Genomic DNA, 12963 nt, shown 5'->3' with positions numbered 1-12963 from the left:
GCGAGCCAGGGGACGTCGAAAAGGCGCGTTGAGGCAGGTCAGCTTGGGGTCGTCGCCTAGCGGCGCAGGCCCAGCGTGCCGATGATGGCCGTGTAGCGGCTCTCGTCGGACTTCTTCAGGTGATCCAGAAGGCTCCGGCGCTGCGACACCAGCTTGAGCAGGCCACGGCGGGAGTGGTTGTCCTTCTTGTGGGTCTTGAAGTGTTCGGTGAGGTTCGAGATGCGTTCCGACAGGATCGCGACCTGGACCTCGGCGGACCCGGTGTCGCCGGCGGAGCGGGCGTGGGTCTCGATCAGTTCGTGCTTACGCTCGGGCGTAATCGACATCGGGTTTCTCCGGCTCAGGTGAGATGAAAGACCCGCGTGGGATTGAGCCGGCCCGCGCGCATCTCGCACAAGGCGACCAGTTTTCCTCCGTGCGTGGCGGAAACGGTTCGGGAAGCGGCGAGCCGCGCCTTCAGCGTTTCGACCTGGCGGGGGAGGAGAACGACCGATCGTCCCTGCGTCAGTCGGAAGGCGTCTTCGGCGGTCAGGGCCAGGGCCGGGATGTCGTCCAGCGCGGTCTCGACCGGAAGCAGGGCCTCCAGAGCGGCGCCCCTATGGCACAAGTCTTCCAGGGATTCCAGCGTAATCGCCCGATCCACGGTGAAGGCGCCCACGCGCAGACGTCGCAGGGCGCTGACGTGGCCGCACGCGCCGAGCGCCTCGGCGAGGTCGCGGGCCAGGGCGCGGACGTAGGTCCCCTTGCCGCAGTCGATCTCGATCTCGACGTGGTTGGGGTCGGAAGCGTCCCCCTCCCGGGCGGGGATGACCCGGGCGGCGTGGATGGTCACCTTGCGCGCGGCCAGCTCCACCTCGACGCCCTCGCGGGCCAGGTCATAGGCGCGCTCGCCGTCGACCTTGATCGCCGAGAACGCCGGCGGCACCTGCTCGATCTCGCCGACGAAGCGCGGCAGCACGGCCTCGACCTGCGCCACCGTCGGGCGCACGTCCGACGTGGCGGTGACGGCGCCCTCGCGGTCGAAGCTGGCGGTGGTCGTCCCCCAGGCGATGGTGAAGCGATAGGTCTTGTCGGCGTCCATCAGGAACGGGACGGTCTTGGTCGCCTCGCCCAGCGCCAGCGGCAGGATGCCGGTGGCCAGCGGGTCCAGCGTGCCGGCGTGGCCGGCCTTCTGGGCGTTGAACGCGCGGCGCACGCGGCTGACCGCGTGGGTCGAGGTCAGGTCCAGGGGCTTGTCCAGGCAGATCCAGCCGCTGACGGCGTCGCCCTTCCTGCGGCGGGCCATCAGGAGGCGTCTTCTTCGGCGTCGCTCTCGTCGTCGACCTCATCGTCGTCGCCGGCCACGTCGGCCAGGCGGCCGCCCTCGACGTCGCGGCGGATGCGCGGGTCGTCCAGCAGCCGGTTCATCGCCGTGGCGGCGTCGAAGCTCTCGTCGTGCAGGAACTTCAGGTCCGGGGTGAACTTCAGGGCGATGGCGTGGCCCAGCCGCCCGCGCAGGAACCGCGCGGCCTTGTTCAGCCCCTCCACCACCTGCGCCGCGTTGTCGCCGCCCAGCGGCTCGACGAAGCAGATCGCGTGCTTCAGGTCGGGGCTCATGCGCACCTCCGACACGGTGACCGAGGCGCCGTTCAGGGCCTCGATCTCCTCCTCGCGCAGGATCTCCACCAGGGCGTGGCGCACCAGCTCGCCCGCGCGGAGCTGACGTTGCGAGGGACCGGCGGCGGCGGGCCGGCGGTGATCGGGCTTTGTGTGTCGGGACATGGTCTTCATCTTCAGCCCCCGGCCGGCGGATCGAACACCGGGGCGCGGGAAAGCGCGGGCTTCTAGTCCCCAGGGGCGAGATTGGCAAGCGGCGGGACCTTCCCGCCGCTCCCCCGGCGTTCCGCCCCGCAGCGCCCTCCACCTCGTCACCCCGGCCGGAGCGAAGCGGAGAGCCGGGGGCCAGCCGCGCGGGCGCTCAGAAGACGGAGCTTGGTCGCCGCCCGCGCCGCGCTCCGCTGGAGTTCGTCTCGGCGCCTGCACCGCCGGCCCCGGCTCTCCGCTGCGCTCCGGCCGGGGTGACGAGAGAGGGGGCAAGAAAGAGATAGCGGCGCCGATTTTCCCGATGACTCTTCATGAACAAACCGGCAACATTTCGCATGTCCCAGCGGTTCCCCTATCCCGCCGTGTACATGCTGGCCAGCCGGCCATTCGGCGTTCTGTACGTGGGCGTGACCAACGATCTGCCGCGGCGGGTGTTCGAGCACCAGCAGGGGGTTCTGGCCGGCTTCAGCCGCGAGCACGGCTGCGGGCTGCTGGTCTGGTACGAACCGCACGCGATGATGATCGAGGCGATCCTGCGCGAGAAACGCATCAAGCGCTGGCGCCGCGCCTGGAAGTTCCAGCTGGTGGAACAGATGAACCCCGACTGGACCAACCTCGCCCTCACCCTGAACCAATAGCGCGCCGCGGTGGCGGGGCCCGGAGTTCCTCCCCGCAGCGCCCTCCACCTCGTCACCCCGGCCGGAGCGAAGCGGAGAGCCGGGGCCAGCCGTGCCATTCCTCAGAAGACGGGGGTTGGCCGCCGCCCGCGCCGTGCTGCGCTGGAGTTCGTCTCGGCGCCTGCACCGCCGGCCCCGGCTCTCCGCTGCGCTCCGGCCGGGGTGACGAGAGAGCGGGGAGGCTCTGCGCAGCACTCCGGCCGGCAGGACGAAGGATGGGGCGCATCGGCAGGCGAGCCCCCTTGCCTTGGGCGTTGGCGGCGGGGCAGGGTTCAGGCCAAGGTTGTTTCGGGTCGGGGGAGTTTCGGGTGTTGCGTATCCAGGCGGCCGTGGGCCTGTTGCTTGCCTTTGCGTGCCTGTCGGCCGCGCGCGCCGAGAGCCCGGCTGCCGCGCCGCCGGCGGCCCCGACCCCGGCCGCCAGTGGCCCGCTCAGCGTTGAGACCTTCTACGCCAAGGCGGCGCTGCACGACGCCGAGCTGTCGCCCAGCGGCCGCTACGTGGCGGCGCTGATCCGGCGCAGCGACGGCCAGGCGGTGCTGGTGCGCGACCTGCAGAGCGGCCAGTCGAGCCTCGCCAGCGTCAGCACCGACAAGGACCTCGATTACGACTGGGTGGTTTGGAAGGGCGACGACCGGCTGGTGCTGGGGGTGACCCTGAGCAAGGTGGAGCACTGGGGTGGCAAGGCCGACGCCGACATCAGCAAGCGCAAGTACTCCCTGGCCTTGATGGCGGTGGATCGCGAGGGCGGCCACGAGGTGATGCTGTTCCGCGACGACCCCCACACCTGGGGCCGGATGAACCACCGCTATTTCATGCGCCTGCAGGACCGTCTGCGCGGCGACCCGGACCACGTCCTGGCTCTGGCCCAGGACATCAGCGGCCGCGACGCCCTGTGGAAGGCCGACATCCATACCGGCGCCGCCGAAATCGTCGAGCCCAGCGCGCCGAACATCATCGGCTGGGTCACCAACGGCGAGGGGGCGGTGATCGGCCGCTACAGCGCAGGCTGGAACGGCAACATCATCTCGGCGCGGGGGCCGGGCGGCGACAAATGGGTGGAGGTGGCCCGCATCCACCCCAAGGACGTGGACGGCGAACTGGCCGACTTCGAGATCCTGGGGCCGTCGTCCGATCCTGCGGCGATGTACGTGGCGGTGAAGCCGAAGGATCCCGGCGACGGCTCGGCGCGCGCCGTTCGGCTCTACGACTTCCACAGCCGCACCCTGGGGCCGCCGCTGATCCGGGACGCCGGCTACGACGTCACCCGCATCCTGTACAAGGGCGGTTCGCTGGAGATGGCGGCGGCCTGCTACCAGGTCGACACGCTGGTCTGCAGCTTCAAGGACCCGCACGGCCAGGCGGTGTTCAACGCCATGAGCCGCTATTTCCACGGCGAGCGGAACATCGAACCGGTCTCCTATTCCGACGACGGCCACTGGTGGCTGCTGCGCGTCAGCGGGCCCGACGATCCCGGCGAGTTCGTGCTCTACGACGACCAGAAGCACTCCGTCGCCACCCTGGGCGCGGTGCGCCCCGACCTGCCGGCCGAGCGGCTGGGGCACATGGAACGCTTCGTGTTCAAGGCCCGCGACGGGATCCAGGTGCCGGGGTACCTCACTGTCCCCCCTGGGGCCGCCGCCGCCGGCGCTAAAGCCCCCCTGCCGATGGTGCTGTTGCCGCACGGCGGGCCGGAGGCGCGCGACGACTACGACTACGACACCATCGTCCAGTTCCTGGCGACGCGGGGCTATGCGGTGCTGCAGGTGAACTTCCGCGGTTCGGCCGGCTACGGCGTCGCCTGGGCCGACGCCGGTCACCGCCAGTGGAACGGTCGCATGCAGGACGACCTGGACGACGCCGTGGCGGCAGCGATCGCCACCGGTCGCATCGACCGCGCCCGCATCTGCGCCATGGGCATCAGCTACGGCGGCTACGCGGCGCTGATGGCCGGCGCGCGCCACCCCGAGCTCTACAAGTGCGTGGTCAGCTGGGCCGGGATCTCCGACCTGATCCGCAGCCTGAAATGGGAAAAGAACGAGAGCGGCTGGGAGCAGGAACACTCGCGCTATGGCCACTGGGTGACGCTGATGGGCGACCCAGACAAGGACCATGACGCCCTGGTGAAGGCCTCGCCGGTGACCTACGCCGCCAAATATGGCCCGCCGGTGCTGCTGCTGCACGGCATGGACGATGACATCGTCGATCCCGACCAGTCGCAGGTGATGGAGAGCGCCCTGAAGAAGGCCGGCAAGGACGTGCGCCTGATCTCCACCCCGTACGAGGGCCACCCGGCCTGGAGCGACGAACACATGCGGGCGGCCCTCACCGAGATCGCGACTTTCCTGAAGGCGCACATCGCCCCGGCGTCGTAAGCCGCCACGGTCCTGGCGCGCCCGCGCTCCCCGGCAACGTTCTCCCTGGGCGGAGTGACGAGGGGGCGGGGAGGGCGCGGCCCCTACCCCACGCCCGCCCGCAGCTTCAGGTCCAGCTTCAGTCCGGCCGGCAGGGTGTCGAGCACCGGGGTGGTGGGCAGGCCGGCGGCGTTGAGCATCTCGCCGGTCCAGTGGTTGCACAGGTGGAGCAGGCTGAAGGGCGCGCGGGCGGCGAAGAAGCCGCTCTGCGGTTCGCTGGCGCCAGGGGTGACGACGGGGGCGCCGTCCGCGCCGCGCGCGAGACTGGCGTCGATGGCGCCGGCCATGGCGGCCAGGCCCTGGGGCGACAGCCGGATCGGCTTCACCCCGTCGGACCAGATCCGGTCCGGCGTGGCGGCCAGGCCGTCGAAGCGCAGCACCGCCGGATTGCCCGGCACGAACAGCGAGCGCAGCCCGTCGAGCGCCCGGGCCGGGGACGTCCCCTGGGCGATATAGAAGCTGCGGTCGCCATAGCCCACCAGCACCCAGGGCCGCCCGGTCACCGCCGCCGCCGCGCGCCCGGACAGCCGTCCGGCCAGGGCCTGGGCCGGCAGCGCGATGTCGGTATGAAAGCCGTTGTCGACCAGATATACCGTCGCCGTCTGTCCCGCGGACGGCGGTGGATACAGCCTGGGATCGCCGCGCCGCGCCGTAACCACCGTGACGAGCAGCAAGGCAAGCGTCACCGTACCCGCCACAGGGGAAAGCCGCCGGCGTCTTTGTGGGCGCTGTGATGCCAATTCCACCCCCTCGGTTCTGTCCGGCGCCGGTCAGACGCCTTGCCGGGCCTGCCTTGTGGCCTGAGGCCTGTCGACCACGGCGGCCGGTAATGGCGCAGCCCGGGTCAAGATTGGGCTATCGCCGATCTCCGAAATAATGCAAACACACCCAGTGCGGGTGCACGGTTGCCAGAGATTCCTGGCTGCGTGAGTAAGGGTGGGCATGAACGGTTCCGTCCAGCCAAGAGTAGCGTCGATCGACGAGGCGGGCGAATTTCCGTTCGCCCCGACCGACTACGTGCTGCATCTGCTGGCGGCGATCGTGCTGTTCCGGGACGCCGCCCTGGACACAGAACTGAAGCCGCTGGGCCTGACCATCAGCCGCTTTCGCACCCTGTCGGTGCTGATCCGCTGCGGCGCGTGCACCATGACCGAGCTGTCCAACTACTCGACCGTCGACCGCACCACCCTGACGCGGATCGCCGACCACCTGGTGGCCGACGGCCTGGTGCGCCGGGCGGGAGCGGCCAAGGACCGCCGCCAGGTGCTGCTCGAGCTGACCGAAGAGGGCCGCGCGCGCCACGCCCAGGCCTTTGCGGTGATCGCCGACTGCAACCAGCGCATCGCCCGGGGGGTGCCGGAAGAGAGCCTGCGCGCCGTGACCCGGCTGCTGACCGGCATCATCCGTAACCAGACCGACAATCCCGCCACCCTGGCCAGTATCCTCGATTTCGCGCGGGACTAGGCATGGACCGCGCCCTGCCGCCCGCGCCCTACGCGCCCGATTCCAGAGGGGAGTTTCCTCTGACGCCTGTTGATTTCGTGATGCATCTGACCTCGTCCATGGCGCTGATGCGCGACAGCGCCCTGGACCAGGGGCTGAGGCCGCTCGGCCTGTCGACCAGCCGCTACCGGGTGCTGGGGGTGCTGGTGCGCTTTGGCCGGACACGAATGACCGACCTGGCCAACCTGACGGCGATGGACCGCACCAGCCTGACCCGGATCGCCGACCAGATGGTGCAGGCCGGTCTGGTCGCCCGCACCTCGACCCCCAAGGACCGCCGCCAGGTGTTCCTGGAGATCACCGAGACCGGCCGCGAGGCGCACCGCGACGCGGTGGCCGTGGTGCTGGGCTACAACGCCCGCCTGCTGCGCGGCATCCCCGAGCCGGTGCAGCGCGAGGCGGCCCGCACCCTGATGACCATGGCCGCCAACCTCGCCCCCAACCCCGGCGCCCGCGACGGCATCATCCACTACGCCGACCCCGCCAACGACCGGGAGTAAGGGGGCGGGGGGGCGAACCGGCAGGCCTCGCAACCCCTCACCCTCCCGTTGCTCCGCAACGGGCCCCTCCCTCTACCCACGGGAGAAGTGACTGTAAGTTGCGGACCTGTAAGCAAAAATCACCTCTCCCATAGGGAGAGGGAGGGGGCCGCGCCCGGTCAGGGCGTGGGAAGGTGAGGGGTTACGAGGGCGCCGCGAGGGCGCTTACTTCCAGATCGCCTTGCCCGAGCCGGGCAGGCCCATGGCCGCCCACTTGTCGCTCACCGCCTGCACCACGTCGTCGGACATGCGGATCTCGGTTCCCCACTCGCGCTTGGTCTCCGGCGGCCACTTGTTGGTGGCGTCGAGGCCGATCTTGGAGCCCAGGCCGCTCTCGGGCGAGGCGAAGTCCAGGTAGTCGATCGGGGTGTTCTCGATCACGGTGATGTCCCGGGCCGGGTCCATGCGGGTCGACAGCGCCCACATCACGTCCTTCCAGTCCCGCGCGTCGATGTCGTCGTCCACGACGATCACCCACTTGGTGTACATGAACTGGCGCAGGTAGCTCCAGACGCCCATCATCACCCGCTTGGCGTGCCCAGGGTAGGCCTTCTTCATCGACACCACCGCGATGCGGTAGCTGCAGCCCTCGGGCGGCAGCCAGAAGTCGGTGATCTCCGGGAACTGCTGGCGCAGGAGGGGAATGAACACCTCGTTCAGCGCTTCGCCCAGCACCGAGGGCTCATCCGGCGGGCGGCCGGTGTGGGTGGTCAGGTAGATCGGGCGCTTGCGCATGGTGATCGCGGTGATGCGGAACACCGGGAACGGCTCGACCGAGTTGTAATAGCCGGTGTGGTCGCCGTACGGCCCCTCATCGGCGTAGTCGTCCAGCAGCACCTCGCCTTCCAGCACGATCTCCGCCTCGGCCGGGACCAGCAGCGGCTGGGTCTTCGCCTTGACCAGCTCCACCTTGGCCCCGCGCAGCAGGCCGGCGAACTGGTATTCCGACAGGGTGTCCGGCACCGGGGTCACGGCCGCCAGGATGGTGCCCGGATCGGCGCCCAGGACGGCGCAGGCCGGCAGCGGCTCGCGCTTGCCGGCGGCCTTCCAGCGGCGGTGGTGCTGCGCACCGCCGCGGTGCGCCAGCCAGCGCATGATGGTGCGGTCCTTGCCCAGCACCTGCATGCGGTAGATGCCGAGGTTGAAGTCGTCGGAGCGCTCGGCCCCGGGGCCGCGGGTCACCACCAGCGGCCAGGTGATCAGCGGCGCCGGTTCGCCCGGCCAGCAGGTCTGGATCGGCAGGGCGTTCAGGTCGATGTCGTCGCCGGTCAGCACCACCTCCTGCACGGGGGCGTTCTTCACCGTCTTGGGCCGCATGCCCATCACCGTGCGCGCCAGCGGCAGCATGTCGAGGGCGTCCTTCATCCCCCGCGGTGGCTCGGGATTGCGCAGGAAGGCCAGCAGTTCCCCCACCGAGCGCAGGTCCGCGGCGGTGGCGCGCGCCTCCTCGCCCAGGGTCACGCCCATGGCCACCCGCTTGACCGTGCCGAACAGGTTGACCAGGCACGGCATCGGCGAGGGCTGGCCATCGGCGCGCACCGGGTTCTCGAACAGCACCGCCGGCCCGCCCTCGGCCAGCAGCCGCGTGCAGATCTCGGTCATCTCCAGCACGGTCGACACCGGCGTCTTCACCCGCACCAGCTCGCCCTCGGCTTCCAGGCGGGCGATGAAGTCGCGCAGGCTGCGATAGGCCATGAGGTCTCCGGGGTCTTCGGCGGGCGGAAGCTAGGCGGTGGGGGTGGCGAAGTACAGCGCCCCTCTTTCCACGCCGCGCAAGGGTTCGCTAAACTCTCGCCATGCCCCAGATCGACCTCGACGACCTCCCGCCGCGCGTCGCCAGGCTGCTGGCCGAGCTGGCCGCCGGCGAGGAGTTGGTGCTGGCGCAGGGCGGGCTGGTGGTCGCGCGCCTGACCGTCCAGGACAGCGCCCCCACGCCCCCCGCCGACGGCCTCGCCGCCCTGCCGCCCGAGGAGCAGATGGCCGAGGTGATGAGCCAGTTCAACGCCATGATCCACGACGAGTTCTGAGCGGCGACGCGTTCCGGGCGGCGAAGGGCGGAACCCCTCACCTTCCCATGGCTGCGCCATGGGCCCCTCCCTCTCCCTGTGGGAGAGGTGATTTTCTCCGTGCCGGCAATGATTTACGTTTCCTCTCCCAGAGGGAGAGGAAGGGGCCCGATCGCGAAGCGATTGGGAAGGTGAGGGGTTTCGCCCCCTACCCCTTCGCCGCGTCCCACGCCCGAACCGCCGTCTTTGGCGCCAGCTTGCGCCAGCGGCGTTCCAGGAAGGCGTGGAGCGAGCCGGGGTGCAGGGTGTCGATGCGCGCCAGCACGGCGGGATAGTCCTTGTAGTGGGCGGTGACGTGGAAGGTGGCCGGCTCGGCCTCGATCAGCATCTCGCGCTCGTCGAACGGGACCTCCATCAGCACCAGGCTCTGGTCCTCGCGGCGCAGGCGGGTGAACAACGTCTTGCCCACCAGGAAGGCCGGCTGGCCGTAGGAGGTCCCCTCCACCGCGCCCGGGAAGCCCAGCACGATCCGGCGCATCTCGTCCACCGTCATGGGAGCCTCCTTCAGTAGGCCAGCGCGATCCCGTCCTTGCGCATCTCGGTGGCGGCGGCATAGCGGCCGGGCCAGCGCTGGATGCACTGGTAGCCGCCCAGCGTGCCGTCCGAGGGGCCGAAGGTCCAGCCCAGGTCGGCCAGGCCCTGGCGGGTGGCGGCGGGCACGCCGCTCTCCAGGTGCACCACGCCATTGCCCTTGGCGGCCTCGCCGGTGGGTTCGCTGGAGCCGTCGTGACGCCAGCGCGGGGCGTCGCCGGCGGCGGTGATGTCCAGGCCGTGGTCGACCAGCGACTGGATGATCTGCGCCTGGCCCTGGGGCTGCATGTCGCCGCCCATCACCCCGAACGCCAGCCAGGGCGCGTCGCCCACCGTGGCGAAGCCGGGGATGATGGTCTGGAACGGCCGCTTGCCCGGCGCATAGACGTTGGGGTGGCCGTCAGCCAGGTGGAACAGCTCGCCGCGGTTCTGCAGCATGAAGCCCAGGCCGTCCGGCGCGAGCCCTGAGCCCATCAGCCGGAAGTTCGACTGGATCAGCGAGACCATCATGCCGTCGGCGTCGGCGGCGCAGAGGTAGGTGGTGTCGCCCTGCGACGGCGCCTGGCCGGGATGAGCGGGGGAGAGGATCCGGTCGGGCCGGATCAGCTTCGCCCGCTCGGCGGCGTAGTCCTTGGAGATCAGCCAGTCGATCGGCAGCTCGGCGAAGTGCGGGTCGGCGAAATAGCGGGCCCGGTCCTCGAACGCCAGGCGCTTGGCCTCGATCTGGTGGTGCAGGCTGGCGGTGGACTGAAAGCCCATCGCCCCCATGTCGAAGGTCTCCAGGATGTTGAGGATCTGCAGGGTCGAGAGGCCCTGGGTATTGGGCGGCAGCGACCAGACGTCGACGCCGCGATAGTTCGTCGAGCACGGCTCGACCCACTCGCTCTGGTGCGCGGCCAGGTCCGCCGCCGACAGCCAGCCGCCGATGCGCGCGGAATAGCGGCCGATGGTCTCGGCGATCTCGCCCTCGTAATAGGTTCGCCCGCCACCCTCGGCGATCAGCCGCAGGGTGCGCGCCAGGGCCGGGTTGGCGAACATCTCGCCCTCGGCCGGGGTGCGGCCGGTCGGCGCCCAGACCTTGAGGAAGTTCTCGGTCTCCTCGATGCCGGCGTCGGGATGGGTGAAGATCTGCCGCGCGACCCGCAGGTAGAAGGCCACGGTCTGCGCCACCGGGACGCCCGCCTCGGCCAGGGCGATGGCGGGGGCGAACAGGTCGGCCCACGGCAGGCGTCCATAGCGTTCGTGCAGCACCCGCCAGGCGTCCACCGCCCCGGGAACCGAGACGCTGACCGCGCCGTGCGAGCGGATCAGGCCACCCCGCGCACGGCGGCGGTGTTCCTCCAGGCTGAGCGACGCCGGCGAACGGCCCGAGCCGTTCAGGCCGATCACCTTGCCGACCTTCGGATCCCACAGCATGCAGAAGGCGTCGCCGCCGATGCCGCAGGCGATCGGCTCGAGGAATCCCAGGGCGATGTTGGCCGCGATCGCCGCGTCCACCGCCGAGCCGCCGGCCCGCAGCATGTCCAAGGCGATCAGGGTCGCCGTCGGATGCGCCGTGGCCGCCGCCCCGCTCGTCCCCCAGGCCGTCGACCGCGACGCCCACGCCGCCCCGTCGATGCGGTCGCCGCCGCGGATATCCGGGCGAATCAGGTCGGTGCGCGCAGCCGCTTCGGCGACGCCGGGCGGGGCAGGTTCGTACAGGCGGCGGTGGCGCATGGGGAGACTCTCTGGATCGCGGGGAGGGTGGGGAGCTTGGCCCAGCTTGTCGGCCCTGTCAGCACTCCGCTGGAGCCCCCTTCCCCGGCTTCGCCGGTACTTCCCCCAAAGGGGGAAGAGAGACAGCGCCTCGGCCCGCAGGATCCGTTCTCTTCCCCCACTGGGGGAAGTACCGCCGAAGGCCGGGATGGGGGCTCCAGCGGAGAACCGCCCCTCAGTCCTCGAAGGTCCAGACGCGGGTGCGCTTGACCGCCATGTCCTCCAGCTCACGGGTGGTGGGCACCTGGTATTCGGCGAGCATCTTCAGGCCGGTCTTGGGGAAATAGGTGCGGCCGGGGTCGCCGATCAGCACCCTGGCGCCGGCGTCGCGCGCCGCGCCCAGCCAGGCCATCACCGCCTCGGCCAGGGGCTTCTCGTAGCAGATGTCGCCGGCCAGGAAGACGTCGGCCCTGGGCGGCGGCGCGTCCAGCAGGTTGCGGTCGGTGAAGGCGACGGTGACGCCGTTGGCCTCGGCGTTGTCGGCGATGGCCGCCTCGCAGAACACGTCGATGTCGGCCGCCAGGGCGCTGGCGGCGCCGGCCTTCATCGCGGCGATGGCGACGATGCCCGAGCCGGAGGCGAAGTCGACCACTGCCTGGCCGGCGACGATCGCCGGGTTGTCGAGGAGATAGCGCGCCAGCGCCTGGCCGCCGGCCCAGGCAAAGGCCCAGAACGGCGGCGGCAGGCCGATCTCGGCCAGGGCCTCCTCGGTCAGCCGCCAGATCGGGGTGATCTCGTCGGCCAGGTACAGCGACAGCTCCGGCGCGTGCGGCGGCGCCTGCAGCCGGGTGTTGTCGCGCACGAACGCGCGGCGGCCTTCCAGGGTGGACTCGATCGGGGAAATGACGGCTCTCCGGCAGCGCGCCCCGCCTTGCCCTGGCCACACGGCAACATCAAGCTTGGCCGATGACGAACGCATGGAAACGGGCCCTGGCGTGGATCGCCGCCGCGGCGGGGGCGGCGATGCTGAGCGGCTGCGCGGCCATCGCCTGGGCCGGCTGCCAGGACGATCTGCGCCCGGCCGACGCGGCGGTGATCCTCGGCAACCGGGTCTATCCCGGCCAGCGCCCCTCGCCCGCCCTGGCCGCGCGGCTCGACGAGGGCCTGGCGATCTGGCGCGCGGGCAAGGTGCGGGCGCTGATCGTCTCCGGCGGGGTCGAGGCCGGCGGCGTGCTGGGCGGCGAGGGGGACGAAGCCCGGGTGATGCGGGCCTATCTGCTGGCGCGCGGGGTTCCGGGCTCCGCGATCATCGCCGACCCGTTCGGCGACAATACCGAGCTGACCGGGCGCAACACCGCCACGATCCTGCGGGCGCATGGCTGGCGCTCGGTGATCGCCGTCAGCCAGTTCTACCACGTGCCCCGCACCCGGCTGGCGCTGCGCCGCGCCGGCGTCACCGACGTCCGCGGCGCGCACGCCCGTTATCTGACCTGGGGGGACTTCATCGCCCTGCCGCGCGAGGTGGTGGCCTATCCGGTGTACTGGCTGGGGCGGCCGGCCTGGCTGTAGTTTCCCCGGCGGGACGTAACCCCTCACCTTCCCACGCGACTTGCTCGCGCAAGCCGCGCGGGCCCCTCCCTCTCCCTATGGGAGAGGTAAAGTAAGCCGTTGCCGACAAAGAGAAAATCACCTCTCTCATAGGGAGAGGGAGGGGCCCATGGCGCAGCCATGGGAGGGT

14 protein-coding genes are annotated in these 12963 nt (G+C 70.7%); 6 read left to right on the top strand and 8 right to left on the bottom strand.

Going from position 1 to position 12963, the window contains the following annotated elements; genetic code table 11:
• Nucleotides 1-56: 56 nt before the first annotated feature.
• Genes rpsO through rbfA form a run of 3 tightly spaced genes read right to left on the bottom strand, consistent with a single transcriptional unit; the run spans nt 57 to nt 1761 of the window.
• Nucleotides 57-326, bottom strand: a complete 270-nt coding sequence (rpsO, locus tag ACO2Q3_RS18555) for a 30S ribosomal protein S15 (protein ID WP_423309264.1) — start codon at nt 324-326, stop codon at nt 57-59.
• Between the two features lie 14 nt (nt 327-340).
• Nucleotides 341-1285: a tRNA pseudouridine(55) synthase TruB gene (gene truB / locus ACO2Q3_RS18550; RefSeq protein ID WP_423309262.1), complete on the bottom strand. Its 945-nt coding sequence runs from the start codon at nt 1283-1285 to the stop codon at nt 341-343.
• Complete coding sequence (gene rbfA / locus ACO2Q3_RS18545) at nt 1285-1761, bottom strand: 30S ribosome-binding factor RbfA (RefSeq protein WP_423309260.1); 477 nt, start codon at nt 1759-1761, stop codon at nt 1285-1287. The genes truB and rbfA overlap by 1 nt, the downstream gene beginning before the upstream one ends.
• Nucleotides 1762-2138: 377 nt before the next feature.
• Between rbfA and ACO2Q3_RS18540 the strand changes: the two genes are divergently transcribed.
• Together ACO2Q3_RS18540 and ACO2Q3_RS18535 are read left to right on the top strand one after the other, a co-directional pair.
• On the top strand, nt 2139-2441 hold the full coding sequence (locus ACO2Q3_RS18540) for a GIY-YIG nuclease family protein (protein WP_423309258.1): 303 nt from the start codon (nt 2139-2141) through the stop codon (nt 2439-2441).
• Between the two features lie 347 nt (nt 2442-2788).
• Nucleotides 2789-4852, top strand: a complete 2064-nt coding sequence (locus ACO2Q3_RS18535) for an alpha/beta hydrolase family protein (RefSeq protein WP_423309256.1) — start codon at nt 2789-2791, stop codon at nt 4850-4852.
• A gap of 83 nt (nt 4853-4935) precedes the next feature.
• Here ACO2Q3_RS18535 and ACO2Q3_RS18530 read toward each other — a convergent pair whose 3' ends face one another.
• A complete protein-coding gene (locus ACO2Q3_RS18530) occupies nt 4936-5577 on the bottom strand; it encodes a DUF2459 domain-containing protein (RefSeq protein ID WP_423309254.1) in 642 nt (213 codons plus the stop codon).
• A 256-nt stretch (nt 5578-5833) separates the two neighbouring features.
• Here ACO2Q3_RS18530 and ACO2Q3_RS18525 point away from each other — a divergent pair, with 256 nt between their 5' ends.
• A complete protein-coding gene (locus ACO2Q3_RS18525; RefSeq protein WP_423309252.1) occupies nt 5834-6355 on the top strand; it encodes a MarR family winged helix-turn-helix transcriptional regulator in 522 nt (173 codons plus the stop codon).
• Between the two features lie 80 nt (nt 6356-6435).
• Nucleotides 6436-6894, top strand: coding sequence for a MarR family winged helix-turn-helix transcriptional regulator (locus ACO2Q3_RS18520; RefSeq protein ID WP_423309250.1), 459 nt, complete (start codon nt 6436-6438; stop codon nt 6892-6894).
• Nucleotides 6895-7098: 204 nt separating this feature from the next.
• Here the strand turns inward: ACO2Q3_RS18520 and ACO2Q3_RS18515 are convergent, their stop codons facing one another.
• Nucleotides 7099-8628: a UbiD family decarboxylase gene (locus ACO2Q3_RS18515; protein ID WP_423309248.1), complete on the bottom strand. Its 1530-nt coding sequence runs from the start codon at nt 8626-8628 to the stop codon at nt 7099-7101.
• Nucleotides 8629-8729: 101 nt separating this feature from the next.
• On the opposite strand from ACO2Q3_RS18515, the gene ACO2Q3_RS18510 reads away from it, so the two are divergent.
• Complete coding sequence (locus ACO2Q3_RS18510; RefSeq protein WP_423309246.1) at nt 8730-8960, top strand: type II toxin-antitoxin system Phd/YefM family antitoxin; 231 nt, start codon at nt 8730-8732, stop codon at nt 8958-8960.
• A gap of 187 nt (nt 8961-9147) precedes the next feature.
• Here ACO2Q3_RS18510 and ACO2Q3_RS18505 read toward each other — a convergent pair whose 3' ends face one another.
• The 3 genes from ACO2Q3_RS18505 to ACO2Q3_RS18495 all read right to left on the bottom strand — a co-directional run bounded on the left by ACO2Q3_RS18505 (nt 9148) and on the right by ACO2Q3_RS18495 (nt 12120).
• Complete coding sequence (locus ACO2Q3_RS18505; RefSeq protein ID WP_423309244.1) at nt 9148-9492, bottom strand: MmcQ/YjbR family DNA-binding protein; 345 nt, start codon at nt 9490-9492, stop codon at nt 9148-9150.
• A gap of 11 nt (nt 9493-9503) precedes the next feature.
• Nucleotides 9504-11246 (bottom strand): gamma-glutamyltransferase family protein, encoded by a 1743-nt coding sequence (locus ACO2Q3_RS18500; RefSeq protein WP_423309242.1) that lies wholly within the window; start codon nt 11244-11246, stop codon nt 9504-9506.
• Nucleotides 11247-11460: 214 nt separating this feature from the next.
• A complete protein-coding gene (locus ACO2Q3_RS18495) occupies nt 11461-12120 on the bottom strand; it encodes a class I SAM-dependent methyltransferase (protein ID WP_423309719.1) in 660 nt (219 codons plus the stop codon).
• A 71-nt stretch (nt 12121-12191) separates the two neighbouring features.
• Between ACO2Q3_RS18495 and ACO2Q3_RS18490 the strand changes: the two genes are divergently transcribed.
• Nucleotides 12192-12794 carry a YdcF family protein gene (locus ACO2Q3_RS18490; protein WP_423309240.1) on the top strand — a complete coding sequence of 201 codons (603 nt, stop codon included), beginning with the start codon at nt 12192-12194 and terminating at the stop codon, nt 12792-12794.
• Nucleotides 12795-12963 lie beyond the last annotated feature (169 nt).

It is taken from the genome of Caulobacter sp. KR2-114 (genome assembly GCF_049446115.1).
Lineage (GTDB): Bacteria > Pseudomonadota > Alphaproteobacteria > Caulobacterales > Caulobacteraceae > Acaudatibacter.
Note: the sequence above shows the minus strand (reverse complement) of the source record. Positions and strands in the feature narration are given on the sequence as shown.